This is a genomic window from Serratia surfactantfaciens (assembly GCF_001642805.2).
GTDB classification, from domain to species: Bacteria; Pseudomonadota; Gammaproteobacteria; order Enterobacterales; family Enterobacteriaceae; genus Serratia; species Serratia surfactantfaciens.
This window is the reverse complement of the sequence record NZ_CP016948.1, coordinates 1,284,298-1,310,317: the sequence shown is the minus strand read 5'-3', so window position 1 is coordinate 1,310,317 and position 26,020 is coordinate 1,284,298. Positions and strand designations below refer to the sequence as shown.

Sequence of the window (26,020 nt, the reverse complement as noted above, 5' to 3'; positions counted from 1 at the left end):
TGTGTAGAGATATTTCTAACTACCACAATGCGTGGCATCGAATTGATAATGTGTGCTATTTGGACTAACTTAGGGCAACCCTCCCCATATTGCCGGGAGACGCCATTTTTACGCTTACAGGACGCCCCACGCTATGGTTACCCGCGCGCCAGATAACGCCGACCGCCCCGCCCTGACCGATATGCCGGACGAGGCCGAGCACGCCCTGCGTTTTAGCCGCGCCCGTGAAGCGCAGTCCAATGCGCTGATTGAAGATTACGTTGAGCTGATCGCCGATTTGCTGCAAAGCACCCGCGAAGCCAGAACTACCGATATCGCACGCCGCTTCGGCGTGTCTCACCCGACGGCGATAAAAAATATCGCGCGGCTGAAAAGCGCCGGGCTGGTTGAATCGCGCCCTTATCGCGGGGTGTTTTTAACCGAGGAAGGCGAGCAGCTGGCACAGAAGGTGCGCCGCCGTCACCGCATCGTGGTCGATCTGCTGATGTGCCTCGGGGTGCCGAGCGAAACCGCCGAGCTGGACAGCGAAGGGATTGAGCACCATATCTCGGACGAAACGCTGGCGGTGTTCGAACATTATCTACAGCAGCACGCCAAACCCTGACTCCCGGAGCGCCGATGAGCTACGCCGTGCAGCAAATCCATGATCTGCGCCTGGTGGTTTTCGCCGAAGCCGGGCCGGCGCTGAAAGATGAAAACGACGTCAGCTTGTTTATCGCGCCCGCCTTTGAACACGAGGCCGGGATGATCGCCCTCCCCGTCAGCCGCCTGGACGCCGCCTTCTTCCAGCTCAGAAGCGGCATTGCCGGTGCCGTATTGCAGAAATTCGTCAACTATCGCCTGCGGGTGGCGCTACTGGGCGATATTTCCCCCTGGCTGGCGCAAAGTAACGCGCTGCAAGACTTCGTGCGCGAAGCCAATCGCGGCGAACAGGTCTGGTTCCTCCCTTCTCTCGCCGAACTCGAACAGCGCCTTGGCGCCTGACGAAAGGCAATAAAAAAGGGAGGCTTTCGCCGCCATCCTGATGCTAATGAAAACAAGCAGTTACAATAACATCAATGAGTTGGATACTTGTAACTGCCTGCCTAAAGTGGGTATGGCGTGGGTGTTTGGGGCAATTTGTGGATCATGTTCTTAGCTGTATTAGCTAAAACCTGATCTGACATAGTCACAGTACAAAGCTTAACCTAAGCTAACAAAGCAGCCCAGTGCCAGAAGCAGACCTTCCAACAAGCTATATCGGAACAGACCAATCATCATAGGCTTGCAGTTTAGAGTCAACAATTGAGTTACTGAGCAATTTCAATAATATTGAATTTTAAAAAACGTTAAGTAGCCATAGTATTTTAAAAATTAGTAGTTTGAGTCAGTGCCACTACTAGAATAAATCAGATTTTACTGACAAATCCACATATTCATTGCTATACTATCAACGCATAATACTTAATTACGGATGATATATGAGTAAAGAATTTAGCAAGAAAGATATTTACCCCTCTCCAAAGGACTCATTTTGCTTTGTATTAGAGACCATATCTGATATTAAAAATGAGGCGCTAGTTGTGTTGGATGCAAATGTACTTCTTTTGCCTTTTACAACAAACATTAAGAACGTACAGGCAATCAAAAGGCTTTATACCAAGCTATCTACAAGTGATCAGTTGTTTCTCCCTGCGCAAGCAGTAAGAGAATATTTGGATAATAGAGCCGTGAAAATTGCAGATATAAACGAAGCCCTTCAAAAAAAATCGAGTCAAACCTTCAACTGTGTAGGCATTCACCCACTGCTTGAAAGTTTGGAAGAGTATAAAGAACTAATTGCGCTAGAAGAACCTCTAAAAATTGCTATAAAGAATTATCAAACTAAGATTCGAAATACTCTTTCAGCGGTTCAGGCTTGGGGTTGGAATGACCCTGTAAGCAAAATGTACCATGAGGTTTTAGCTGATAGAATTTTGGATGATGACGCGTTAGATTTCAAAAAAATAGAAGAAGATCTAAAAATAAGAAATAATTTCAATATCCCGCCTGGTTATAAGGATAGGAGTAAGGATCAGAATCAGGCCGGAGATTTAGTAATTTGGCACGAGATTCTAAACTTGGCGAAAACCAAAGAAAAACATCTTATTTTTGTTTCGGTAGATGAGAAAGCGGATTGGTGGCATCAAAGTGGAAAAACTCCACTTTATCCTAGGTTTGAGTTAGTTGATGAATTTAGAGAAACAACAAAAGGAAAGTCATTTCATATCGTCAGTCTTTCAAAACTACTAGAGATATTTGATACAGACTCTGAAGTTGTCAAATCTGTAAGGATTACTGAGGAAGAGGTTAAATCCACTACAAACTCTGAAAGCAAAAATTCAGAAAAACAGACAAATGCTTCTTTTGACCCCAATGATGAATATCGTAAACACCTCAATATACCTATTGAACATGGTCTAATAACCAATCATATTAGATGGAATGTAAGAGGTGGCTACGATACAGACACATATCTAATTACGGAAGTAGATAGAGTCGGAAATATCATTAACAAATATCATTTTTTCGATAGTACGAAAACCACGCCACCATTTGAACGTGAATTTCACGCAGAAAAAATATAACAAGTATATGTTGTCGAGCTGGTTTATGATACACGCATAACCAGCCTGAAATTTAAACACCAGGCTTCTAGATAGTACTGTGTATTTATCAAACGAATCAAAACTGATGTTTGGAGATATTGTAAGCATCCCGGTAAACCGAACCATTCACTTTTAGAGATCTTCCTACATACTGATTATGTCCTGTGAGGAGATCACCCTGCGCGTTGATAGCCAGGAAATGGCTATGATTTTGGAAGGTTGCCAGCAGCGCCGGATCGCGAGAGAACCTTACGAGGTGACGGAATACCTGATCGGCCTCATCCGGCAAGACAACAAGCTGTTGCATAAACAGCTGGCCGAACTGAGAAAAAGTAGCTGTGGAAAATGTGGTGATACCCTGCCCGGCGATCCGGGTGGTTGCTGCATGCAGGGGGATACGCAATGCTGGCAGACCGCGGGCTACAAAAAGCTGATGCTGATAACTTTATAGCCACCTAAAGCATTAGCTAGTAGGATATTCTTTTATCCCATACATTCTCTGTCTCAATGTGATGAAATTTTTCAGTTATAAACCTTAGAATCCGAAAAGATTATTACTTTAAAAGTAACGGCGCTAAATTATTAGCAGGAATTCATTAACAATGGAAAATAAAATATGCATCAAGGAAGCATTTAGCACGAAGGAAAGAGGCATGCTAACATAAAGAAAAAACCAATGCGGTATACAATATGAGACCTAATAATTATGGCTGATAATACAAAACAACATTTTGTACCTAAACTTCTTTTAAAACGATTCTCATGGAACGGAATACACATAAACATATGCAACATAAAAAAAACCTGAATATAAAACCAGTCCCGTACGAACCTCAGTGTCAGAAACGATATTTTTATGGTTCAGATCTACATTTAGAAGAACGTTTAGGAATCGCGGAGAGTAAGGCTGGGGATGAATTTAATAAATTGCTTAATAGTTGTTTAGTACCACTAATGGCACCCAATGCCAAGCTACTTGATGATGATGAGATAAGACGTGTAATACTCACCTTTATCTACATTCAGTATTGTAGAACACAAAAGGCTAAAAACATTGTAAACGAGGAAGTAAGGCGACATATTAAGGAACACACCCATAAAAACAGGGAAGCTATTTTTAATACAATTAAGAGCAATGATAAACTAAAAAACTACAACTTATCAGATGATGAAATAAATGATTTAGTCGACCCTTCAAAATTTGAGTTAAGTGAACCATTTCATCATATTTTTAGGGTTGCACACGATGAGTATAATAAAAATAATCATTTAAAAATCGTGGTAATATTCAACACATCTAAAATACCATTTATTACAAGTGACAACCCTGTTTTTAACTTTGTCATAGAATTTCCTGAGAGGGTATCTTCATTTTTCTTACCAATAACCCCAGCACATTGCTTATTTTGTTATGACGAGCGCTATTTCAAAGTGAGAAAAATTGAAAATGTTATTTTCACAGCAGACCAATCCGAGATTCGTTATATAAATAAACTGCAATGCGATAACAGCAATCAAAATATATATATATCTAGGTTGCCTACTGGGCATTCAATACAAGATGTAGTAGAGCATAATATCAAAAATTATTTCTTCATTGAGAATATAGATGCAATTTCTTTAAGTGAGAATTATGAAAAAAACATATGCATTCCTCTTACTGGTGGACATGTATCCAGGGTAGATACTTCTAATATGTAAAGTATAAACCGTATGGTATAACGGACATCAATATTCTTCTAAGTTTAGGCGTCAAGCGTAAACATACCAAGTCAGCCTTGAACACATACAAAATCACAAAGCGAATTAACATTCACAAAAATGAATAAAAACAGCCAAGCGGTATAGAAATCCGCACATTACTGCCCCCCACCAAAGCGCCTATACGCCACACAGCGAGGCGCTTTTTCTTTGCACCAACGATCACATAAAATCTGATCGCCTCGCAGTGATGCGCAGGTTAATACGACGCGGGGTTTACGGTGGATAGCAGGAAAAACGATCACCATCGATCCCCTGTTTTAGCAGGAAAAACGATCACCATCGATCCCCTGTTTGTAAGCACACCCGTTTTAGTTCCACGCACTTTTTGAGATTTCCGGTTTTTCGGCCATCAGCCGGTACTCCTCCGGTGTCAGGTTATTCAGGGATTCATGAGGTCGCTCGCTGTTGTATTCCATCAGCCAGTGCTCTGTGATTTCCCGCGCTTCATTCAGGGTTCTGAACAGATAAAAATCCAGGATTTCTGTCCGGTACGTCCGGTTAAACCGTTCGATAAAGGCATTCTGCGTTGGTTTCCCGGTTTGATAAATTCCAGCATCACTCCATGCTCTTCAGCCCACTGTGCCAGCGTCAGTGAGACCAGTTCGGGTCCGTTGTCCATCCGCAATTTCAGTGGATAACCCCGGTTTGCCACTATTCTGTCTAGCACCCTGACCACCCGCTGTGCCGGGATATTCAGATCGATTTCTATTGCGAGGGCCTCGCGGTTAAAGTCATCAACCACATTGAAGGTCCGAAAGCGTCTGCCGCAGACCAGCGCATCATGCATAAAATCGATGGACCAGCTCTGGTTAAGCGCTTCCGGCGTTGCCAGTGGCGTCGGGTTACGCGCAGGTAAACGCTGTTTTCCCTTGCGACGAAAATTAAGTTTCAGCAGGCAGTAAATCCGGTGAACGCGTTTATGGTTCCAGCTGTTACCCTGCCTGCGCAGCAGCTGGAATAGCTTCTTAAAACCGTATCGCGGGTAGCGCTCTGCCAGCTCAGTCAGCACCTGGATCACCGGTTCATCGCGCCGGGTATCGGGCTGGTAAAAATAGACCGTCCTGCTCAGCGATAACGTCCTGCAGGCCTGGCGAATGCTCATGGTAAATTGCGCAGTCAGGTAACCGACGAGCTCACGCTTTATCGCTGGTTTTAAAGCTTTTTTTCGATAACGTCTTTCAGTGCCCGGCATTCAAGGCTGAGATCAGCAAACATCTGTTTGAGGCGACGGTTTTCGTCCTCTAGGTCTTTCATCTTTTTGATATCAGAGGCCTCCATACCGCCAAACTTCGCTTTCCGGTTGTAATAGCTGGCTTCAGAGATACCAGCTTCACGGCAGACATCCTTAACGGTACGTCCGGCTTCGACAGACTTCAGAACGGCAATGATCTGGTGGTCGGTGAATCGGGCTTTACGCATGGTGATCTCCTCACAGGACATAATCAGTATGTAGGAAGATCTCTAAAAGTGAATGGTTCGGTTTACCGGGATGCTTACATGTTCTGTTCCGTGCCGTCCCCCCCCGCCCTCACGCTGCATACTTAAGAATTCACTTTTTATGCAGTAGGGAAAACACGTCAAAGCCTTGCTGGCTGTGGCTTGCCAGAGTGCATAGGTATACAAAAAGGTATGCGGATTATTGCATTTAGGATATGCAGTGCTTTTTATTTAGAATCTAGGTCGATCTCGATTAAAGAAAGACGTTTTAGTTAAGAGTTTTAGAACTAGGTCTGCTGGGTAACACAAAACTATCCTGCCACGTCACAATTATATTATCAACAATCATATGGCGTGTCATTTTCATGAAAAAAATCATCTGTGACATGTCACAGGTAAACATATCAATACATCTACATATAAATAAAATTCGCTTTAACATGCAAAAAAACCCCTTTCAACGGTTAAAATTGTGACCAGAAACAAGCCAAATTAAAATGTATTAGAACTGACCTAGTAGTGTTTCGTGGTCACAAACCAATTATATTTTAAGAATAACAAAAAATACTGATGTACTCGATGGAAACCAGAGGGCACCAGTATTTTACTACCAAAATAATCTCTTTGGGAAACTTTTAATCAATCACTTCGAAATCAGCCGGATCCACTCCGTATGCGAGTTTAAAATTATGTCGAGCCCAGTTTTCCAAATCGAGCATTGAATGTTTGCTGGACAACCAAAAAAAGTCGTAAGTAAACGCGCCTTCAGCAACTATCCACTGTTTACACAGGTCATAATTCACTACCCATGTGTAAAAAAGATCGAAAGATTTTTGCACTTTAACTTCGTCTTTGTCAGGAAATTTCCTCGGGTAAATGTCTCCGTCCTCTTTATCAACAAATAGAGACTGATGCTTCAGGAAAAGATTTTTGCTTTCTTCAGTCAATCTATTACCAGCACTATAAGCCCCAGCCCAACAGAAATAGGCAGGATTCAAGACCTTATCTTGTTGATATTTAATGAATTGAGAGAAAATCAATCTAATAGGCTGATTTTCTTCATTAAAATCAAATACCTCCTCTTCCTCCATTAATTTTATGATTGAATTTTGATTTTTCGACCAACGATTAATTTCTGTAGCTATATCTAACGGAGATGGGCTATTGATTGCTGCGGACAGCGCTGTGGATACTTGATAATATTCAGAGGATGAGAATCTCACTATCAACTCTTTAAATTCAGGGTATTTATCTTTAACTGCACGACACAAATCTATAAATCTAATCCCCGGGTGTGTGGAATTTATGAAGTTTTCATAGTTTTTAATATCAAATGGAAACCCTTCTGCGGGATTTATCGCAATATCCAATATTAGTAAAAACAAAGAAACCAACGGACTTCCTAAGTTATCCGGTCTCACAGAGTTAGTAAGTTTTAAGAAATTATCAAAAGCTGAATAGTAAACTCCATCCAGCATCTTCATCTGTTCAAAATCAGACCAGCTAAGACTTTCTCCCGAATAGAAAAATAAATACTGCATTTGGGAAAACCTAGCTTGACCTTCATATAATTCAATTAACCCGATGGGGCAAATATAAGACGGCTCACCAAACTTATGATTAATATGATTATTGTCTGACAATACTTTAAATCCTTGATGCCAAACATCCCCTCTTGGAAGGAAATTTAATTCCCTATCAAAGGTTGAAGATAAAACAGATAAAAATGACGAGTAGGTTATATGAAATGAATGGCCCACTGATTCAAAGAGCTTATCGTTAACTATTGAAGTGGCTGACTTTGGCTGAATAATTAAACACTTGAAAAACTCAATATCATGAAAATTATTCAATATTGGATTTATTGTCAAAAATTCTTTGCTTTTAGGTTGATATTCTTTAGAGTTTATTTCGTTATAACGAACAATGGGTTTTTTTAGACCAGTATTATCGATATATTCTTTTAAGAGATCATGGTTTATATGAGCTTGGGCTGGGTACGACAAGCTTAACAATAATCCTGATGTAGAGCCAATGTGTTGCCACCAGTGAATTGTTTCATGTAAATAAGTAGAGAATGCTTGAACCGTATCAAAATCATATTTACTAGATGCATGAATTCCATTTTCTGTAGCATTTAATAATCTATGTAAATCAGGTCGCAGTCTCAACACAAACTGCATTGAATGATATAACCCTCTTGCATTGTAGCAATTTTTGTAATCATGCGGATAGTCGCTATATTGATCATCTTTCAATAATTCGAAATTGAGTTGCATTCCATACTCCATGAGATATAAGGATAAATTTTAGCTGAGGGTAACTTATCGTAATTTTCTCCCCAGAACTTTCATAATTATTTATGCTATATTATTTCCAACTCTACTTCATTTAAATTAGTTACTCATCAATCGTTAAAAGTATAATCTTTACAGTTTATAAAAACTCATACAAACGGAGATAAATTTCGCGATCGTTTTAGCCAAAAAATCAATAAATGCGGTCACAATAGAAATAGCTAACGCTATATTTCTATTGAAATTTAGTGGACTTTCATCCCTGCAACAATGGGTACATGTTTCACTTAGTTAGTTTTTGCATGCATTAACTCCATTACAAAAACCACAATAGTGTGGGCTGCGTTAATGACCAACCGTGCTTCTGCAACTACGATATTCGGCGGGTTAGAACCGCGGCCATGTGCCGACCCTATGTGCGACCTAAATGCCCCTACACCATCAATAATAGAGGAAAGCCCCTTTAATACTTTTTGCTGATCAGCAGCTAATGTGACATCCGAATTCAAACTAAGTTGAGGGTGGACTGTGGCCCACAAGTTCATAACATTAAGCTTATTCGGCATAACCAAACTGAAACGCTCTATGTAAAACTTCAAAGTAGCCTCAATAATTGCACAGGCCGCCGTAATAGATGCCTGTGGATCGCCATTGATATGCTCTACGGCTCTTTCAAATTCCTTTTCAATAGAAAAAAAATCACCGGATTTTAAATAGTCTTCAAGTGTTTTCGATATCGCTGTCGACCCAGCTTGAACAATATAACCATTAGTTCGATAGACCAATTGATTTTTTGCTAACGCATTGATAATTCTAGTTTGACCTTCCGTAATTTTTGAAGGTAACGGTCCACCAAATAACGAGGTAGGTGGCTCTTGGTCCATATACTCTTGAAGCAATGCGCCAAGGACTTCTAAGGCATTAACCAGTGTGTCGTCGTTGCAGTGTTTAAGCCAATTACTGCACTTTGTCTCACAGTTGCCATCTGGAGGGTCACCAGGGGCTCCACTCTCCATGAAAAGCGTATTCAATTTTGAATGGCTGTAATAATGCTCCGCAATAACTGACGCAACCGCACCTATTACAGAGTTTGGAATTTTCTGACTCAAACTAGAATCTCCATAAACCTAATGTTTATTTTTAGGTAAAAATCGCACTTAAACAAGGATTTTTACGCGATTGCAAATTTAATGCTTTCAACATTAAACTCATTCTGTATGTTTTACAACAGCTTGTTTATTTAACCTTTTCCAATATATCAACAGGTTATTTTTCTGTCAAAGAGCAATAAGTACCTTTACGAATGTCCGCTTCACGCACAAAATCTACTGTCATACTGGATTAACTCAGGCCATAAAAATCTCAGACTAAGTATGAATAAGTACAACCACTAAGCCAATTGCTTATGAGTCCTGTTTCAGCAGTTCATAAGGCTTGAAGCTGATCACCTCTTCCCCTGCCCACTCGTTAAGCTCACATAGCCGTTCCTGCAACGGTGCCAGCTCGTTAATCGCAAATACCCGCGCGGCCTTCTCAACATCACCAAAACCGCCGGTGTTGTTTGGCAAAATCCCCATCAGTTGCGGTGGCGTGCGCTGGGCCGCAAGCTGATCATCACGCGTCACGTTTTTGATGTTCAAAAACTCGTCTTTTGCCGCGACTTCTGCCAGAGGGATCAGTTGTAACCCGTCTGGCTTACCACCAGGCGCATACATAAACAGGTTACGGAAGTTACCCGGCCCTTTTGACTCTTTCAGCGCTTTACGCAGGTTATCAATATCCTCCTGCTTATGCGCCGCATCGTTCATGTACAGGATAAATCCGGCATGACTGCCGTTAAGGTAGTATTTCCGGCGAAACAGCGTCGCAGCCTCGTTAAGCCAGATGGAGTTAAGCGAGGAAAGGTATTCGGGAACACCGTAAATCTCCTGGTTAATGTCAGGATCCATCAGGTGAAAAATAGAGCCCCCCTCGAATTGGTGCGGTTCCATCCACGATTGCACGAACCAGTAAGAATCAGTATCAACACCACGGCGTGTGTATTTCGCCAGGCTGGGGGCCAGCTTCATCAAACCGCCCAACCGGTTATAGCGCCCCTCAATAAAGCTGTTGCCGAACACCATAAAATCCTGCGCATAGCGGCTAAAATCCTGCTTTGACAGTAGCCGATGAGGCTTGAACATGCTCACCAAAATATTGCGCTTCATGGTGATCGGTGAACTGTGATGCACTGCTGCGCGAAACGTCTTCGCCAGGCCACTGAAAGAGATCGGCGGCTCATACCAACGTTCAACAATGCTGCACTCCAGATAATCCAGGATTTCACGCCGATCCAGCATCGGGATCGGGTCGCCGAAGGTGAAGGCCTCAACATGCTGTGCGCCGCTTTGTTTCTGCGTGATCGGCTGGGTATTTTTGCGGTACCGGTTGCGTTTACTCATTTAAAAAATCTCCATAAAACCTGTATTGCTACCGGTTGCCCCTTCAAGCGGTTCATTGAATAAGGCATGCATGACCGCCCAGGCCACATCGCCGTGGCTGACGCCTTCGGCGCGGCTGGTGACATAGGTTGCCCGCCGGCCCGTTGCGGTCATCTGTTTGCGGGTGGACATAAACGCCTGGGCGATATCCAGCGCGCCGGCGTCGAACTCCAGGCGGCCAGAGCGGATCACATCGCGGGCTTTCAGCACCAGGTCGGTTTTCATTTCAAGGCTGTAGTTGATGGCGTTAACCGCCGGGAAGAACTGGCGCACCAGTTGCGACACCGCACGGCCGAAGCCGGTGTTATCGATGCCGATATAGGTCACGTTGTAGCGCTCTGTCAACGCCTTGATATTTTTGGCCTGGGCGGAAAAATCCATGCCGCGCCATTGATGGCGCTCCAGCACGCGGAACTTGCCGCCAGCAATCAGCGGCGGCAGGATAACCGCACAACCTGCGCTATCACCATTTTCAGAACTGGCCGGGTCATAACCGATCCAGACTTCCCGCGCCGCCACCGGGCGCAATGCGAAGGGTTTAACGTCAGTCCAATGCTCCCAACTGTCGACCATGTAACGCTGCATTTCCCCCATCGGGAACACCGACGCAGTATCGTCAATGAAGTTACACATGAATAGGTTTTCAAAGTCTTCATCGCTGTTTTCCTCGCGCAATTCATCCAGATCAAACAGATCACAGCCACCGCGTAACGCATCCTCAATGGTGACAATCTGGCGAAACTGCTTATCTTCACAGAGCAGGCCGCTGGCCAGGCGTTTATAGCTAACGTCAATTTCCCGGCGTCTGTTCTTCGATTTGCCCTTGTTAAACAGCGTGCCATTCCAGAATGAATAGGCTTCATGGGTCATGCTGGACGGTGTGGAAAAGTACGTTGAACGGTAGCGCGTTTGCGACGCCATGCCCGATGCAGCCTGGCGCATCTCAAAGCCAGGTATCCAAAAATACTCATCCAGATACAGGTTGCCCGGTCGCCCCTGGGCGGTGTTGGAGTTGATATCTAAGAAGTGTGTCCTGTCCAGTCGCCCCCAAAAGCAGCGGACAAACCTCATTGATCTTTGGCTAATTAGACTGCCCGCAGAAGTGGGCGGTTGCACAGCATCGCTTATCTCTCGGTCTAAATGTGGATATGTAAAATAAAAAACACTTATAAATCAATTAAAAACTAATAAAAAAGGGAGGCTTTCGCCTCCCTTGGTAACTCCCCTGCCTGAATCAGTGATTACGGATGTATTCGTCCATATCGGTTTTCAGGTTGTCAGATTTGGTGCCGAAGATGGCCTGCACGCCAGAGCCAGCGACGACTACGCCGGCTGCGCCCAGTTTCTTCAGGCCCGCCTGGTCAACTTTGGACACGTCGGCCACGCTGACGCGCAGACGGGTGATGCAAGCATCCAGGTTAGTGATGTTTTCTTTACCGCCGAAGGCCTGAACCAGCGCTGCGGACATTTCGGAACCGCCCTGCGCAGTCTGCTCGGCAGCGGTGTCTTCACGGCCCGGGGTTTTCAGATCCAGCTTGGCGATCAGCACGCGGAAGATGGTGTAGTACACCAGACCGTAGATGATGCCGACGATTGGGAACAGCCAGATTTTGCTGCTGTTGCCGCTCAGTACGATAAAGTCGATCAGGCCGTGCGAGAAGCTGGTGCCGTCACGCATGCCCAACAGAATGCAGATTGGGAACGCCAGACCGGCCAGGATAGCGTGGATCACGTACAGGATCGGCGCGACGAACATGAAGGAGAACTCGATCGGCTCGGTGATACCGGTCAGGAACGAGGTCAGCGCAGCGGAGATCATGATGCCGCCGACTTTAGCGCGGTTTTCCGGCTTAGCCGAGTGCCAGATGGCGATGGCCGCAGCAGGCAGACCGTACATTTTGAACAGGAAGCCGCCGGACAGTTTGCCCGCAGTTGGGTCGCCCGCCATGTAGCGAGGGATGTCGCCGTGGAACACCTGGCCCGCCGCGTTGGTGAATTCACCAATTTGCATTTGGAACGGCACGTTCCAGATGTGGTGCAGACCGAACGGCACCAGAGCACGCTCAACCACGCCGTAAATGCCGAAGGCTACAACCGGGTTCTGATAAGCCGCCCACTGCGAGAAGGTCTGGATAGCCGTACCGATCGGTGGCCAGATGAAGGACAGCACTACGCCCAGAACGATCGCCGCCAGACCGGAAATGATCGGCACGAAACGCTTACCGGCAAAGAAGCCCAGGTATTCCGGCAGTTGAATGCGGAAGAAGCGGTTGAACATATAGGCCGCGATGGCGCCGGAGATAATCCCCCCGAGCACACCGGTATCCGCCAGGTGTTTGGCCGCAATCTCTTCAGCCGGCAGGTGCAGCACCAGCGGCGCAACCACCGCCATGGTTTTCACCATGATGCCGTAAGCCACCACCGCCGCCAGCGCGGAAACGCCGTCGTTGTTGGTGAAGCCCAAGGCGACGCCGATAGCGAAAATCAACGGCATATTGGCGAAGACCGAACCGCCCGCTTCTGCCATCACGTGGGAGACTACCGCAGGTAGCCAGCTAAAGTTGGCGGAACCGACGCCCAGCAGGATACCTGCGATAGGCAACACGGACACCGGCAGCATGAGCGATTTACCTACTTTTTGCAGGTTTGCAAATGCGTTCTTGAACATAGTTGAGTGTGCTCCTGAGTAATAATGCTTTGCTACTTCTTGTCGCGATACGTCGCGCTGCAAGGGGGGGAGAAAAACCCCTGCAATTCAGGGTGTCTGAGCACCCCTTGAATTTATTACGCAGAGTAAAATAAATAGCCTGCGCAATGTTTGATGACAATCACGTTTCGATGATCGAGCCGCAGCAACTTTGCATAAACCGGCTGTTTTTTGGCAAAACAGGCCAAAAAATACGCACCGAACAACCTGAAACGGGAGGGAACCTTACCCGTTTCAGTGATTAATTACGAGCTCAAAAAAAATTATGCAGACAATGACCTACAGCTATAGCCTAGGTCAAAGATCACAGATCGAGGTGAAATAAGCGTGAAAAGTTGGCGGTGGTCGCTTCGGCCAGTTGTTCCAGGCTAACGCCCTTCAATACCGCCATGTATTCAGCCACATCGCGCACATAGGCGGGTTGGTTTTCTTTGCCGCGATGCGGCACCGGCGCCAGATAAGGCGAGTCGGTTTCCACCAGAATGCGGTCCAGCGGCACATAGCGGGCTACTTCACGCAGCTGTTCGGCGTTGCGGAAGGTCACGATGCCGGAGAAAGAGATGTAAAAGCCCAGATCCAGCAAAGCTTCGGCCGTGGCCAGATCTTCGGTGAAGCAGTGGAGTACGCCACCGCAGTCCTGTGCGTTCTCTTCACGCAGGATCGCCAGCGTATCCGCGCGCGCATCGCGGGTGTGGACGATCACCGGCTTGTTCAGATCCCGGCCAATGCGGATATGCTCGCGGAAAGAGTCCTGCTGCAGCTCAAGGTTGTCTTTCTGGTAGAAGTAATCGAGCCCGGTCTCCCCCAGCGCCACCACCTGCTCCGCCGCCGCCAGGCGACGCAGCTCGGCGTAATCATAGCCTTCTTCCAGGTTGAGCGGATGCACCCCGCAGGAGAAGGCCACATCGTCGCGCTGGCCGATCAGTTCGGTCATGGAACGGTAGCCCGGCAGCGTGGTGGCGACCGCCAGCACATAGCCGACGTCGCGCGCTTTGGCCTTGGCCAGCGCATCGTCCACATTCTGGTGCAGCGTTTGATAATCCAGGCCGTCAAGATGGCAATGAGAATCGACTAACAACATAATTTTTAACTCTTTTACTTTACAGCGAATGAGGTTGGGAATAGCCGGCGGCGCCGAGCATCTGTTCCCAGCGAAGTAACTGTTCGGTCAGCAGCAGCTCGCGATTGACGCCCACCACGCTGAGCAGCTGGTGACGACAGTTCAGCCACTGCTGCACGATCTGCTGCAGCGAGGCGCTGCTCAGCAGGCTGGCCAACTGGTGCACCAGCGGCTGCTGATCCTGATTCAATACATAGTGATGCGCGCCCTGTTGCCACTTCATCGCGTCCACCAGCAGCGCGCACAGCCAGTGCAGGCGCTCGGCGACGTCTTCGTGGTTTAACGCCGGCAGCAGCGACAGCATATCGCGCTGCGGCAGCGCGGCGCTCAATGCAGCGCACATGGCGCTGCGCTGTTGCCACTGCTGCGGCTGCAACAGCTGTTCGGCGGCCAGCGGCGCGCCGTCGTGCAGGCGCAGCGCCGTGAGGCGGTCCGTCTGAGATCCGGCCGCCTGTCGGCCCAGCCACTGCAGACTGAGCTGCTCCTCCGGGCTGGCCAAATGCCAGTACAGGCAGCGGCTGCGCAGCGTCGCCATCAGCCGCGACGGCTCACGGCACCCCAGCAGGAAATAGGTTTTCTCCGGCGGCTCCTCCAGCGTTTTCAACAGCGCGTTGGCCGCCGCCTCGGTCAGCTGTTCCGCCTGAGGCAGCCAAATCACCTTGGCGCCGCCCTGCTGCGCGTGGGCATACAGCTTCTCAATCACCTGGCGAATCGGTTCGATCCCCAGGCTGCTCTTGCCCTTTTCCGGCGCCAGCACGTGATAATCCGGGTGGTTACCCGCCAGCATCAGCCGGCAGCTATGGCACTCACCGCAGCTTTTTTCACCGTTGCGCTGCTGACAGATCAACCAACGGCTCAGGCCGTAGGCCAGCGCATCGTCACCGTTGCCCGCCGCAGCGTGCAGCAGCAGCGCATGATGGCCGCGGCCCTCGGCGTACTGCCCAACCAGCTGGCGATAAGGGCCATTCAGCCACGGATACCAGTTCATTATGCGCCTTCCTGCTGCCGCAGCCACTGGCTGACGCAGTCGCGGATCGCCGCCGTCACCTGTTCCAGCGGTTGGGCGGCGTCGACGGTGACGATGGTTTCATCCTGCGCCGCCAGCTCGAGATAACGCGCGCGGGTGCGTTCGAAGAACGGCAGCGCCTCCTGTTCGATGCGATCCAGCTGGCCGCGAGCCTGTGCGCGTTGCAGGCCAACCAGCGGCGGCAGATCGAGATAGACCGTCAGGTCCGGCCGGAAATCCCCCAGCACGGTGTCGCGCAGCGAGGCCATCAGCTGCGGATCCACGCCACGGCCGCCGCCCTGGTAAGCCTGTGAAGAGAGATCGTGACGGTCGCCCACCACCCACGCGCCGCGCGCCAGAGCCGGTTTAATTACGGTCTCCACCAGCTGCACGCGCGCGGCGTACAGCATCAGCACTTCGGCCTTGATGGTCGGCAATTCGCCATCGATGCCGCGCTTGAACAGATCGCGCAGCTTTTCCGCCAGCGGCGTACCGCCCGGTTCGCGGGTGAAGACGATATCGCTGACGCCGTGTTCACGCAGTACATTGACCACCGTGTCGCGCGCGGTGGTCTTGCCCGCGCCTTCCAGCCCCTCGATAACAACGAATTTACTTTTCATTCTTTTCCTTTAACGCCTGACGGTACGCGCGCACCGCCTGGTTATGGCTCGCCAGATTGGTGGTGAAGGTATGCCCACCCTTGCCGTCGGCGACAAAATAGAGATAAGGCGTTTTGGCCGGATTGGCGGCCGCCTGCAGCGAGGCCTCACCCGGCATGGCGATCGGCGTTGGCGGCAGGCCGGCGATCACATAGGTGTTATAAGGCGTCGGCGTCTCCAGATCCTTGCGCGTGATGTTGCCATTATAGCTTTCGCCCATGCCGTAGATCACCGTCGGATCGGTCTGCAGACGCATGCCGATGCGCAAGCGGTTGACGAACACCGACGCCACCTTGCTGCGCTCTTCCGGCACGGCGGTCTCTTTCTCGACGATCGAAGCCATGGTCAACAACTCTTCCGGCGTTTTATACGGCAGGCTGGCGTCGCGGCCGGCCCAGGCTGCCTGCAGCGCTTTGTTCATGCGCACGTGAGCGCGTTTGAGTAGCGCAATGTCGCTCATGCCGGCGGTATACTGATAGGTATCCGGGTACAGGTGCCCTTCCGGCGTTTCGCCCGCAGGAATGCCTAGCGCGGTGGCGATCTCCGCTTCGCTCTTGTCCGCCAGAGTGTGTTTCAGGTATTTGGACTGCTGCAGCACCTGCTGCCAGTCACGCAGGCGTGAGCCTTCGATAAAGCGCGCGGTGAACTGCGCCTCTTTGCCGCTGGCCAACAGCTTCAGCATCTGGCGCACCGTCATGCCCGGCGTGAAACGGTAGGTACCGGCCTTGAACTCCGCCAGCTCCGGCTCCAGTTTCAGCAGCCACTGGAACCAGCGGCCGTTGCGCACCAGTTTATCGCGCACCAGCACCCCTTCCAGCGCCACCCGGCCGGTGCCGGCAGGCAGTTTGAAGATAGTCTCTTGCTGGATGGCCAGCGGCGTATCGGCAAAGCGTTCGATCTTCTGGTAGCCCCAAAACAGCAGCGCCAATGCCAGAACAACAATAACAGACAGGACCTTCAGCTTTCTTTTCTTCATCAATCAGCCATGGTTAACAGTGTGGACGCAAAAAATCATACAGCTGGCGCGAATGATAACGCCATGATTGGGCAACGTTTACCGGCAGCAGCGGCATCAGCGCGTTGCTCACCAGAACTTCGTCAGCGTCGGCCAGCGTCTCCAGCGGTTCACTGACGCAGTGCAGACGGTATTCCGAACCGGTCAGCAGCGCGATCACCCGCCGCCGCATCAGCCCGGCGACGCCCGCCTGGCTCAGGTCCGGGGTAAACACCGCTTTTCCCTTACGCCAGAACAAATTAGCCGCACAGCATTCCACCAGCATACCGGCAGTGTCAAGCACCAGCGCCTCGTCGGCGGCCGTCTGGTCAAGATGCGCGCGGATCAGCACCTGCTCCAGACGGTTCAAATGCTTTAGCCCCGCCAGCAGCGGGTTACGCGCCAGCGCCACCGGGCTGAGCGCGAGCGTGATGCCCTGCGCCCGCCACTGCAAATAGTGCGCGGGATAGCTGCTGCGGGCGACGATGCGCGTTGGGTTTTCGCACCCCGACGGGCTGTAGCCGCGCCCACCGCTGCCGCGCGTCAGTATCGCTTTGACCACGCCGAGCGGAATTGATTCGGCCGCCTGCGCCATCTCCCGTTCGAAAGCCAGCCAATCGGTGGCGGGCAGCATCAGCCGCTGCGCCGCTTGCTGCAGCCGCTCCAGATGCCAGGGCAGCAGCTCGACTTTGCCGTCGATAACCCGGGCGGTAGTAAAGCAGCCATCGCCGAATTGCAGGCCGCGATCGCTCGGCGCCAGCGCATCGTGGCGTTGTCCGTTAATCCAATACATGCTTCCTCCTGTTGCCGGCTGATGACTTCACGCTCGCAGAATAGCAGGCGATGAAGCGATGTGCAGCCCCGCAGAGAGTCAGGCGTCAGACGTAAAAAAGCCCGGTTAAAAAACCGGGCTTTCATCAGCAGTCGACCGTGCGAGTTACACTCGGCGGAAGATCAGCGAGCCGTTGGTGCCGCCGAAGCCGAAGGAGTTACACAGGGTGAACTCCATATCGCTGACCTGGCGCGCTTCGTGAGGCACGAAGTCCAGATCGCAACCTTCATCCGGGTTATCCAGGTTGATGGTTGGCGGTACCGCCTGATCGCGCAGCGCCAGCACGGTGAAGATGGACTCGATCGCGCCTGCCGCACCCAATAGGTGGCCGGTCATCGATTTGGTCGAGCTCACCAGTACGCGCTGGGCATCGGCGCCAAATACGGATTTCACCGCCTGCGCTTCCGCCTGATCGCCCGCCGGCGTAGAGGTGCCGTGTGCGTTGATGTAGCCGATTTGTGACGGGGTCACACCGGCGTCAAGCAGGGCATTTTCCATCGCCAGCGCAGCGCCAGCGCCGTTTTCCGGTGGCGAAGTCATGTGATAAGCATCGCTGCTCATCCCAAAGCCAACCACTTCGGCGTAGATTTTCGCGCCGCGTTTTTTCGCGTGTTCGTACTCTTCCAGCACCATCATGCCGGCGCCGTCGCCCAGCACGAAGCCGTCGCGGTCTTTATCCCACGGACGGCTCGCCGCCTGCGGGTTGTCATTACGGGTGGACAGGGCGCGCGCTGCGCCAAAGCCGCCGACGCCCAATGGGGTGCTGGCTTTCTCTGCCCCACCGGCCAGCATCACGTCAGCATCATTGTAAGCAATGATACGCGCCGCATGGCCGATGTTGTGCACACCTGATGTACAGGCGGTGGCGATGGAAATGCTTGGGCCACGCATGCCGTACATGATTGTCAGGTGGCCTGCAATCATATTCACGATGGTGGATGGCACGAAGAACGGACTGATTTTCCGTGGGCCACCGTTAACCAGTGAACTGTGGTTTTCTTCAATCAAACCCAGGCCGCCGATGCCGGAACCGATCGCGGCTCCAATGCGGGTGGCGTTAGCCTCGGTGATGTCCAGACCTGCATCCTGCATGGCTTGCATGCCGGCAGCGATACCGTACTGGATAAAGGCGTCCATCTTGCGCGCATCTTTGCGAGAGATGAAATCCTCAGAATTAAAATTCTTTACCAGGCCAGCAAACTTGGTCGCATAGGCAGTGGTATCGAAATGGTCGATCAGGCTGATGCCACTCTGACCGGCAAGAAGAGCGTTCCACGTGGACTCTACCGTATTGCCGACAGGAGACAACATGCCCAGTCCGGTCACAACTACTCGACGCTTAGACACGTTTGTCCTCCAGGGAGGGAAAAATATGACACTAGGGATAGAAAAAACTTAGGCGGTCGAACGACCGCCTAGATATGTTCTCTTACTGCTGGCTAGCGTTGATGAAATCAATAGCTGCCTGAACAGTAGTGATCTTCTCAGCTTCTTCGTCTGGAATCTCGGTGTCGAATTCTTCTTCCAGTGCCATTACCAGCTCAACGGTGTCAAGAGAATCAGCGCCCAGATCTTCAACGAAAGAAGCGTTGTTCAAAACTTCTTCCTGTTTAACACCCAGTTGCTCAACAATGATTTTCTTAACGCGTTCTTCGATAGTGCTCATACTCTTAAATTTCCTATCAAAACTCGCTTTCGCGATGGTTTTCGTAGTGTATAAAATGCTGAAAAAGATGCAACTAAATCCCGGCTGGTCAAACCACGATTTTACGCTATTTTGCGGTTTTTGCCTCAAATAACGCAAATGGTTTTCGCATTTTTTAAATCATGTACATGCCGCCATTGACATGTAACGTTTCACCGGTGATATAGCCGGCCTCATCAGAGGCCAAAAATGCAACAGCGCTGGCGATTTCTTTAGCATCGCCCAGCCGGTTGGCTGGAACTGATGACAAAATGCCTGCGCGTTGATCATCTGTCAACGCCCGTGTCATGTCCGTCTCAATAAAGCCAGGTGCCACGACGTTGACCGTAATGCCACGCGAAGCAACTTCACGTGCCAAAGATTTGCTAAAACCAATCAGGCCGGCTTTAGCCGCCGCGTAGTTCGCCTGCCCTGCGTTCCCCATGGTACCGACAACGGAACCGATGGTGATGATACGGCCAAACCGCTTTTTCATCATAGCGCGCATTACCGCTTTTGACAGACGGAATACGGAAGTCAGGTTGGTGTCGAGGATATCCTCCCACTCATCATCCTTCATGCGCATCAGCAGGTTATCACGCGTAATGCCGGCATTATTCACTAAAATGTCGATTTCGCCAAATTCGGCGCGAATCGATGCCAGCACGCTGTCGATAGATTGCGCATCAACAACGTTCAACATAAACCCTTTGCCGTTTGCGCCCAGGTAGCCGCTGATCGCTTCAGCGCCGCTCTCGCTGGTCGCGGTGCCGATCACTTTGGCGCCGCGTGCCACAAACGTTTCTGCAATAGCTCGGCCAATACCGCGGCTCGCGCCGGTGACCAGAACGATTTTACCTTCGAAGCTCATCATTTTCCTCTTTATTGTTCAAGCGCCGCCGACAGGCTGGCGGTGTCGTTCACCGCCGCAGCCGTCAGGGTGTCAACAATACGTTTAGTCAGGCCGGTCAGCACTTTGCCCGGCCCCACTTCCAGCAGCGACGTCACTCCCTGTGCTGCGATAAATTCTACGCTTTCGGTCCAACGCACCGGGCTGTACAGTTGACGCACCAGCGCGCTGCGGATCGCTTCAGGATCGTTTTCGGTACGCACGTCGACGTTGTTCACCACCGGCACCTGCGGCGCGTTGAAGGCGATGTCCTGCAGCGCCACGGCCAGCTTGTCGGCGGCCGGTTTCATCAGTGCGCAGTGCGAAGGCACGCTCACCGGCAGCGGCAGCGCGCGTTTGGCGCCGGCGGCTTTACAGGCGGCGCCTGCGCGTTCAACCGCTTCCTTGTTGCCGGCGATAACCACCTGGCCCGGCGAGTTGAAGTTGACCGGTGAAACCACCTGCCCTTGCGCGGACTCTTCGCACGCCTTGGCGATCGCGTCGTTGTCCAGGCCGATGATGGCGTACATCGCGCCGGTGCCTTCCGGCACCGCTTCCTGCATCAGCTTGCCGCGCAGCTCGACCAGACGGATCGCCGCCTTGAAGTCCAGCACGCCGGCGCAGACCAGCGCCGAGTATTCGCCCAGGCTATGGCCCGCCATCAGCGCCGGCGCTTTACCGCCCTGCTGCTGCCAAACGCGGAAAATCGCCACCGAGGCGGCCAGCAGCGCCGGCTGGGTCTGCCAGGTCTTGTTCAGCTCTTCCGCCGGGCCTTGTTGCACCAGCTGCCACAGATCGTAACCCAGGGCGGAGGAAGCCTCGCCGAAGGTCTCTTCGACGATCGGGAACTGTGCGGCCAAATCGGCCAACATGCCAACGGTCTGCGACCCCTGGCCCGGGAAAACAAAAGCAAATTGCGTCATTTTTTCTTCCTGTCCAAATCAGAAACGAACCAGCGCCGAGCCCCAGGTAAAGCCGCCGCCGAAGGCTTCCAGCAGCACCAGTTGGCCGCGCTGAACTCGCCCGTCGCGCACTGCTTCGTCCAGTGCGGAAGGCACCGAGGCGGCGGAGGTGTTGCCGTGACGATCGAGCGTCACCACCACTTTGTCCATCCCCATGCCCAATTTTTTCGCCGTTGCGCTGATGATGCGCAGGTTGGCCTGGTGCGGCACCAGCCAATCCAGCTCGCTGCGGTCCAGATTATTGGCCTGCAGCGTCTCGTCGACGATGCGCGCCAGCTCGGTGACCGCAACCTTGAAGACTTCGTTGCCCGCCATGGTGACATAGGCCGGCTTGTCTTGATTCTGACGATCCTTGTACGGCAGCGTCAGCAGGCCGCCGTAGCTGCCGTCGGCGTGCAGATGGGTGGACATGATGCCCGGCTCTTCGGAAGCCCCCAGCACCACCGCCCCTGCGCCATCGCCAAACAGAATGATGGTGCCGCGATCTTCAGGATCCAGCGTGCGTGACAACAGATCTGCGCCGATCACCAACGCATGTTTGACCGCGCCGTTTTTCACGTACTGATCGGCCACGCTGAGCGCATAAGTAAAGCCGGCGCAGGCCGCGGCCAGATCGAACGCCGCGCAGTCCTTGATACCCAGCATGTCTTGCACCAGGCACGCCGCGCTCGGGAACGCGTGCGTATTCGTGGTGGTCGCCACCACGATCAGCCCGATGTCTTCTTTAGCCACACCTGCCATTTCCAGCGCTTTTTCAGCGGCCTGGAAGCTCATCGTCGCAACGGTTTCATCCGCAGCGGCGATACGGCGTTCGCGAATACCGGTACGCGTGACGATCCACTCGTCAGAGGTATCCACCATTTTTTCCAAATCAGCATTGGTGCGCACTTGTACGGGCAAATAACTCCCCGTACCGAGAATCTTTGTATACATGTACGATCAGTCACTCTTAGGTAATACAGCCTCAAGGCGCGCAGCAATCCTTTCCGGGACTTGCCGCTGCACCGCCTGCACAGCCTGTTCGATTGCGACTGCAAACGCGTGAGGGTTCGCAGCGCCGTGGCTCTTGACTACGGTGCTGCGCAATCCTAACAGACATGCGCCATTATACTGGTCGGGGTTCAGGTGGCCGAACCGCTTAACCACCCGTTTTTGCAGCCAACGGCCCAACAATTTCAGCCACCAGGCTCGCTTGTTTCCGTCGCCGGACGATTTCAGCAGCGATAAGAACACCCTGACCACCCCTTCCATGGTTTTCAGGGTGACGTTGCCCACGAAACCGTCGCAGACCAACACGTCGGTCTTGCCGGTGAGCAGCTCGTTTCCTTCCAGATAACCAATATAGTTGATTGCCGGCGTATTTTTTAGCACAGCGGCCGCTTCGCGGATATTATCCAGGCCTTTGGTCTCTTCTTCGCCAATATTCAGCAGCGCCACTCGCGGTTGCGCAATGCCGATCACCTCTTCCGCCATCACCGCGCCCATCACGGCGAACTGCACCAGCATGGTGCTGTCGCACTCGACGTTGGCGCCCAAATCCAGCACCACGGTTTTGCTGCGTTGCTGATTCGGGATCACCGTCATCAGCGCCGGGCGTTCGATGCCTTCCAACGGCTTGACCAGCAGCTTCGCCAACCCCATCAACGCACCGGTATTGCCGGCGCTGACGCAGCCCTGCGCGTTGCCGCTGCTAAGCTGTTCGAGCGCAATGCGCATCGACGTGCCGCGGCTGGCGCGTATCGCTTGTGAAGGTTTGGCGTCGCCGGCGATCACCGACTCGGCGGGCACGACTTGCAGACGCTCCAGAAGAACCGGATCGGCGTGGGCAAGCAAAGGGGAGATGACGTCGGGATTGCCGACCAGCAGGAGATGAAGCTGTAAATTAGAGGCCAGTGCCTGCAACGAAGCAGGCACTGTGACGCAGGGACCGAAGTCCCCGCCCATTGCATCTAACGCCAGGGTTAGACGAGTCAAGGTATCGCTACTTAGCCGATAACCTTGCGACCGCGGTAGAAACCGTCGGCAGTGATGTGGTGACGACGGTGAGTTTCACCGGATACTTTGTCTACAGACAGAGTAGTCGTGGTCAGAGCATCGTGAGAACGACGCATGCCACGCTTGGAACGGGTTGGTTTATTCTGTTGTACGGCCATGGACCTTACTCCTCAATTACTTACGCTTTAAACTGGCTAATACGGCAAACGGATTCGGTTTCTCCGCCTCAGGAGGCAGTTGGCCAAATACCATGTCCGCTTCGGACACTTCACAGTGTTCAGATTCATGTACCGGAACGACAGGCAGTGAAAGAATAATTTCGTCTTCAATCATTGCCAACAGATCGACTTCGCCAAACTCGTCAACTTCGATCGGTTCGTACGCTTCCGGTAATGCCTCAGCCTGCTCATCATTGACGACCGGGCTAAAACAATATGTTGTGTGGGCCTGATGTTCGAACGGGACTCCACAGCGTTGGCACATCAACGTTACCGTGACGTCCGCATGCCCTGTTATCACCGCGAGGCGCTGATTGTCGATATTAAACGACAATGACACCTCGACATCACTGTCCACACTGACCACGGAGTCGGCAACACGAGTAACCTGCTCAGGCGCATAGACACCAGCATAGTCCAGGCGTTTCTGAGCGGTACGTACCGCATCAATGGTCAAGGGTAATTTTACCTTTTGCATAGGGCGCGCATATTAACTTTGTAACGACATAGAGTCAAAGAAAAAGGCCGTAAAACGGCTCCTTTCACCAATATTCGCTTCCACAGCGGCCGACAGTTTAAAATGCCGTACCCATTTACGCTACGGTTTGCGAAAAAAATTATGCAGAGATTGCTTTTAGCCTCCACCTCCCCCTATCGAAAAATGCTGCTGGAGAAGCTGCAACTGCCCTTCGACTGCGCCGCGCCGCAGGTGGATGAAACGCCACTGCCGGGTGAAAACGCCGAAGCGCTGGTGCTGCGCCTGGCGGCGGCGAAGGCTCGGGCGCTGGCCCTCGCCTATCCTGAACATCTGATCATCGGCTCCGATCAGGTCTGCGTGATCGACGGCGCCATCACCGGCAAGCCGCATACCGAGGAAAACGCCCGCGCGCAGCTGCGCAAGGCCGCCGGCCAGGCCGTGACCTTCTATACCGGCCTGGCGCTGTACAACGGCCGCAGCAAACAGCTGCAGGCTCTGTGCGAGCCTTTCCACGTACATTTTCGCGCGCTGAGCGAAGCGGAGATCGCGGCCTATGTGCGTCTGGAGCAACCGCTGAATTGCGCGGGAAGTTTCAAAAGCGAAGGATTGGGGATCGCGCTGTTCGACAGGCTGGAGGGCCGGGATCCGAATGCCCTGATCGGCCTGCCGTTGATCGCGCTGTTGGATATGTTGCGGGCTGAAGGCGTCAACCCGCTGGTCTGATGCGGATTACTTGGCCGCCTGCCGGCGCAGCACCTGCAGGCAGTGGCGCAGTTCTTCGTCCATCGGCGCTTCGATGCGCATCGTTTCGCCGGTGGCCGGATGCTCAAAGCGCAGCGCCGCAGCGTGCAGGAACAGACGTTTCAGGCCGGTGCCCGCCAGTTGACGATCGAACTCGCGATCGCCATAGCGATCGTCAAAAGCGATCGGGTGCCCGGCATGCAGGGTGTGCACGCGGATCTGGTGGGTGCGCCCGGTGATCGGGCTGGCCTTCACCAGGGTGGCGAACTCGTAACGCTCTTCCACCTTGAAGCGGGTTTCTGAAGGCTTGCCTTCGCTATTGACGCGCACGATGCGTTCGCCGCTTTGCAGAATGTTTTTCAGCAGCGGCGCCTGTACGGCCTTGCAGTGGGATTGCCACTGGCCGCGCACCAGCGCCAGATAATCCTTCTGCATGCCCTTCAGCCGCAGTTGCTCATGCAAAGAGCGCAGCGCGGAACGCTTCTTGGCCACCAACAGCACGCCGGAGGTGTCGCGATCCAGGCGATGCACCAGCTCGAGGAAGCGAGCCTCGGGGCGCAGCGCCCGCAGCCCTTCAATCACGCCGAAGCTCAGGCCGCTGCCGCCGTGCACCGCAGTGCCGGAAGGCTTGTTGAGGATCAGCAAGTGGTCGTCTTCATACAGAATGCAGTCGGCCAACGCGGCCACCTTATCCAGCTTGGCCGACACCGGCGCCTCTTCGCGTTCGGCCACGCGCACCGGCGGCACGCGCACCACGTCGCCGGCCGCCAATTTGTATTCGACCTTGATGCGCCCTTTATTGACCCGCACCTCGCCTTTACGCACGATGCGGTAAATCATGCTCTTCGGCACGCCTTTCAGGCGAGCGAGCAGAAAGTTGTCGATTCTCTGACCGGCTTCGTCGTCAGAAATCGTGATGAATTGTACTGCTGGATTGTTCGTTTTCATGGTGCGGGATTCTAAATAGAGCGCGTGAATAGCGCCACATCTTTTTCTGTGCTTAACTGTCTCTCTGACGGCGGGCGAAACCCCAGCGGACAATAAGGCAGCAAGCCGATTTGAACGTTTGCGATTTCTTCCGCAGTTAAGGAAAAGTCACCTTGCTATAACGGCATCAGCAGTGGAATAAT

The 26,020-nt window shown here is 51.8% G+C and carries 24 protein-coding genes and 2 pseudogenes; 6 read left to right on the top strand and 20 right to left on the bottom strand.

Annotation, left to right across the window (positions count from 1 at the left end):
• Positions 1–133: 133 nt before the first annotated feature.
• From mntR to ATE40_RS24050, 5 genes are all read left to right on the top strand, one after another.
• Positions 134–604 (top strand): manganese-binding transcriptional regulator MntR, encoded by a 471-nt coding sequence (mntR, locus tag ATE40_RS06180; protein WP_019455829.1) that lies wholly within the window; start codon positions 134–136, stop codon positions 602–604.
• A gap of 14 nt (positions 605–618) precedes the next feature.
• On the top strand, positions 619–984 hold the full coding sequence (locus tag ATE40_RS06175; protein WP_063919205.1) for a DUF4180 domain-containing protein: 366 nt from the start codon (positions 619–621) through the stop codon (positions 982–984).
• Between the two features lie 476 nt (positions 985–1,460).
• Positions 1,461–2,606: a PIN domain-containing protein gene (locus ATE40_RS06170; RefSeq protein WP_063919204.1), complete on the top strand. Its 1,146-nt coding sequence runs from the start codon at positions 1,461–1,463 to the stop codon at positions 2,604–2,606.
• A gap of 226 nt (positions 2,607–2,832) precedes the next feature.
• A complete protein-coding gene (locus tag ATE40_RS06165; protein ID WP_244889066.1) occupies positions 2,833–3,078 on the top strand; it encodes a hypothetical protein in 246 nt (81 codons plus the stop codon).
• A gap of 311 nt (positions 3,079–3,389) precedes the next feature.
• Complete coding sequence (locus ATE40_RS24050; protein WP_084799125.1) at positions 3,390–4,328, top strand: DUF4238 domain-containing protein; 939 nt, start codon at positions 3,390–3,392, stop codon at positions 4,326–4,328.
• Positions 4,329–4,699: 371 nt separating this feature from the next.
• Here ATE40_RS24050 and ATE40_RS24470 read toward each other — a convergent pair.
• The 19 genes and pseudogenes from ATE40_RS24470 to yceD form a co-directional block, all read right to left on the bottom strand.
• Positions 4,700–5,810, bottom strand: a pseudogene (locus ATE40_RS24470) (IS3 family transposase).
• Positions 5,811–6,463: 653 nt separating this feature from the next.
• The gene (locus ATE40_RS24570; protein ID WP_156785405.1) at positions 6,464–8,107 is read right to left on the bottom strand and encodes a hypothetical protein; all 1,644 of its coding nucleotides are present in this window, start codon (positions 8,105–8,107) and stop codon (positions 6,464–6,466) included.
• 305 nt (positions 8,108–8,412) lie between these two features.
• Positions 8,413–9,234 (bottom strand): abortive infection family protein, encoded by an 822-nt coding sequence (locus tag ATE40_RS24045; protein ID WP_071891963.1) that lies wholly within the window; start codon positions 9,232–9,234, stop codon positions 8,413–8,415.
• Positions 9,235–9,528: 294 nt separating this feature from the next.
• Positions 9,529–10,566, bottom strand: a complete 1,038-nt coding sequence (locus tag ATE40_RS06145) for a phage portal protein (RefSeq protein ID WP_063919201.1) — start codon at positions 10,564–10,566, stop codon at positions 9,529–9,531.
• Positions 10,567–11,634: pseudogene (locus tag ATE40_RS06140) on the bottom strand (phage terminase large subunit family protein); the annotation flags it as partial.
• Between the two features lie 205 nt (positions 11,635–11,839).
• Positions 11,840–13,273 (bottom strand): PTS glucose transporter subunit IIBC, encoded by a 1,434-nt coding sequence (gene ptsG / locus ATE40_RS06135; protein ID WP_019455831.1) that lies wholly within the window; start codon positions 13,271–13,273, stop codon positions 11,840–11,842.
• A gap of 343 nt (positions 13,274–13,616) precedes the next feature.
• Positions 13,617–14,393 carry a metal-dependent hydrolase gene (locus ATE40_RS06130; protein ID WP_063919200.1) on the bottom strand — a complete coding sequence of 259 codons (777 nt, stop codon included), beginning with the start codon at positions 14,391–14,393 and terminating at the stop codon, positions 13,617–13,619.
• A 19-nt stretch (positions 14,394–14,412) separates the two neighbouring features.
• Complete coding sequence (gene holB, locus ATE40_RS06125; protein ID WP_063919199.1) at positions 14,413–15,420, bottom strand: DNA polymerase III subunit delta'; 1,008 nt, start codon at positions 15,418–15,420, stop codon at positions 14,413–14,415.
• Complete coding sequence (gene tmk, locus ATE40_RS06120) at positions 15,420–16,058, bottom strand: dTMP kinase (RefSeq protein WP_019455834.1); 639 nt, start codon at positions 16,056–16,058, stop codon at positions 15,420–15,422. Before tmk ends, holB begins: the two co-directional genes overlap by 1 nt.
• Entirely contained in the window at positions 16,048–17,073 is a 1,026-nt protein-coding gene (mltG, locus tag ATE40_RS06115) for an endolytic transglycosylase MltG (RefSeq protein ID WP_063919198.1), read from the bottom strand. The genes tmk and mltG overlap by 11 nt, the downstream gene beginning before the upstream one ends.
• 13 nt (positions 17,074–17,086) lie before the next feature.
• Positions 17,087–17,884: an aminodeoxychorismate lyase gene (gene pabC / locus ATE40_RS06110; protein ID WP_063919197.1), complete on the bottom strand. Its 798-nt coding sequence runs from the start codon at positions 17,882–17,884 to the stop codon at positions 17,087–17,089.
• Between the two features lie 144 nt (positions 17,885–18,028).
• Positions 18,029–19,270 carry a beta-ketoacyl-ACP synthase II gene (gene fabF / locus ATE40_RS06105; RefSeq protein WP_025159944.1) on the bottom strand — a complete coding sequence of 414 codons (1,242 nt, stop codon included), beginning with the start codon at positions 19,268–19,270 and terminating at the stop codon, positions 18,029–18,031.
• A gap of 82 nt (positions 19,271–19,352) precedes the next feature.
• Positions 19,353–19,589 (bottom strand): acyl carrier protein, encoded by a 237-nt coding sequence (gene acpP / locus ATE40_RS06100; RefSeq protein WP_004719003.1) that lies wholly within the window; start codon positions 19,587–19,589, stop codon positions 19,353–19,355.
• 154 nt (positions 19,590–19,743) lie between these two features.
• Positions 19,744–20,478, bottom strand: a complete 735-nt coding sequence (fabG, locus tag ATE40_RS06095) for a 3-oxoacyl-ACP reductase FabG (protein ID WP_004928729.1) — start codon at positions 20,476–20,478, stop codon at positions 19,744–19,746.
• An 11-nt stretch (positions 20,479–20,489) separates the two neighbouring features.
• Positions 20,490–21,419, bottom strand: a complete 930-nt coding sequence (fabD, locus tag ATE40_RS06090; protein WP_063919196.1) for an ACP S-malonyltransferase — start codon at positions 21,417–21,419, stop codon at positions 20,490–20,492.
• Positions 21,420–21,437: 18 nt separating this feature from the next.
• Positions 21,438–22,391: a beta-ketoacyl-ACP synthase III gene (locus ATE40_RS06085; RefSeq protein WP_025159945.1), complete on the bottom strand. Its 954-nt coding sequence runs from the start codon at positions 22,389–22,391 to the stop codon at positions 21,438–21,440.
• A gap of 6 nt (positions 22,392–22,397) precedes the next feature.
• Positions 22,398–23,432, bottom strand: a complete 1,035-nt coding sequence (plsX, locus tag ATE40_RS06080; RefSeq protein ID WP_025159946.1) for a phosphate acyltransferase PlsX — start codon at positions 23,430–23,432, stop codon at positions 22,398–22,400.
• A gap of 11 nt (positions 23,433–23,443) precedes the next feature.
• The gene (gene rpmF / locus ATE40_RS24040) at positions 23,444–23,611 is read right to left on the bottom strand and encodes a 50S ribosomal protein L32 (RefSeq protein WP_004927778.1); all 168 of its coding nucleotides are present in this window, start codon (positions 23,609–23,611) and stop codon (positions 23,444–23,446) included.
• A gap of 16 nt (positions 23,612–23,627) precedes the next feature.
• Positions 23,628–24,149, bottom strand: a complete 522-nt coding sequence (gene yceD / locus ATE40_RS06075) for a 23S rRNA accumulation protein YceD (RefSeq protein WP_063919195.1) — start codon at positions 24,147–24,149, stop codon at positions 23,628–23,630.
• A 141-nt stretch (positions 24,150–24,290) separates the two neighbouring features.
• Between yceD and ATE40_RS06070 the strand changes: the two genes are divergently transcribed.
• Positions 24,291–24,872, top strand: a complete 582-nt coding sequence (locus ATE40_RS06070) for a Maf family protein (protein WP_063919194.1) — start codon at positions 24,291–24,293, stop codon at positions 24,870–24,872.
• A gap of 6 nt (positions 24,873–24,878) precedes the next feature.
• Here the strand turns inward: ATE40_RS06070 and rluC are convergent, their stop codons facing one another.
• Positions 24,879–25,838 (bottom strand): 23S rRNA pseudouridine(955/2504/2580) synthase RluC, encoded by a 960-nt coding sequence (rluC, locus tag ATE40_RS06065; RefSeq protein ID WP_004927787.1) that lies wholly within the window; start codon positions 25,836–25,838, stop codon positions 24,879–24,881.
• Positions 25,839–26,020: the final 182 nt, after the last annotated feature.

What these genes read in the sequence shown, in the direction of transcription:
- mntR (WP_019455829.1), top strand. Translation starts at nt 134, where the DNA reads ATGGTTACCCGCGCGCCAGATAACGCCGACCGCCCCGCCCTGACCGAT.
- ATE40_RS06175 (WP_063919205.1), top strand. Translation starts at nt 619, where the DNA reads ATGAGCTACGCCGTGCAGCAAATCCATGATCTGCGCCTGGTGGTTTTC.
- ATE40_RS06170 (WP_063919204.1), top strand. Translation starts at nt 1,461, where the DNA reads ATGAGTAAAGAATTTAGCAAGAAAGATATTTACCCCTCTCCAAAGGAC.
- ATE40_RS06165 (WP_244889066.1), top strand. Translation starts at nt 2,833, where the DNA reads ATGATTTTGGAAGGTTGCCAGCAGCGCCGGATCGCGAGAGAACCTTAC.
- ATE40_RS24050 (WP_084799125.1), top strand. Translation starts at nt 3,390, where the DNA reads ATGGAACGGAATACACATAAACATATGCAACATAAAAAAAACCTGAAT.
- ATE40_RS24570 (WP_156785405.1), bottom strand. Translation starts at nt 8,107, where the DNA reads ATGCAACTCAATTTCGAATTATTGAAAGATGATCAATATAGCGACTAT.
- ATE40_RS06145 (WP_063919201.1), bottom strand. Translation starts at nt 10,566, where the DNA reads ATGAGTAAACGCAACCGGTACCGCAAAAATACCCAGCCGATCACGCAG.
- ptsG (WP_019455831.1), bottom strand. Translation starts at nt 13,273, where the DNA reads ATGTTCAAGAACGCATTTGCAAACCTGCAAAAAGTAGGTAAATCGCTC.
- ATE40_RS06130 (WP_063919200.1), bottom strand. Translation starts at nt 14,393, where the DNA reads ATGTTGTTAGTCGATTCTCATTGCCATCTTGACGGCCTGGATTATCAA.
- holB (WP_063919199.1), bottom strand. Translation starts at nt 15,420, where the DNA reads ATGAACTGGTATCCGTGGCTGAATGGCCCTTATCGCCAGCTGGTTGGG.
- tmk (WP_019455834.1), bottom strand. Translation starts at nt 16,058, where the DNA reads ATGAAAAGTAAATTCGTTGTTATCGAGGGGCTGGAAGGCGCGGGCAAG.
- mltG (WP_063919198.1), bottom strand. Translation starts at nt 17,073, where the DNA reads ATGAAGAAAAGAAAGCTGAAGGTCCTGTCTGTTATTGTTGTTCTGGCA.
- pabC (WP_063919197.1), bottom strand. Translation starts at nt 17,884, where the DNA reads ATGTATTGGATTAACGGACAACGCCACGATGCGCTGGCGCCGAGCGAT.
- acpP (WP_004719003.1), bottom strand. Translation starts at nt 19,589, where the DNA reads ATGAGCACTATCGAAGAACGCGTTAAGAAAATCATTGTTGAGCAACTG.
- fabG (WP_004928729.1), bottom strand. Translation starts at nt 20,478, where the DNA reads ATGAGCTTCGAAGGTAAAATCGTTCTGGTCACCGGCGCGAGCCGCGGT.
- fabD (WP_063919196.1), bottom strand. Translation starts at nt 21,419, where the DNA reads ATGACGCAATTTGCTTTTGTTTTCCCGGGCCAGGGGTCGCAGACCGTT.
- ATE40_RS06085 (WP_025159945.1), bottom strand. Translation starts at nt 22,391, where the DNA reads ATGTATACAAAGATTCTCGGTACGGGGAGTTATTTGCCCGTACAAGTG.
- rpmF (WP_004927778.1), bottom strand. Translation starts at nt 23,611, where the DNA reads ATGGCCGTACAACAGAATAAACCAACCCGTTCCAAGCGTGGCATGCGT.
- yceD (WP_063919195.1), bottom strand. Translation starts at nt 24,149, where the DNA reads ATGCAAAAGGTAAAATTACCCTTGACCATTGATGCGGTACGTACCGCT.
- ATE40_RS06070 (WP_063919194.1), top strand. Translation starts at nt 24,291, where the DNA reads ATGCAGAGATTGCTTTTAGCCTCCACCTCCCCCTATCGAAAAATGCTG.
- rluC (WP_004927787.1), bottom strand. Translation starts at nt 25,838, where the DNA reads ATGAAAACGAACAATCCAGCAGTACAATTCATCACGATTTCTGACGAC.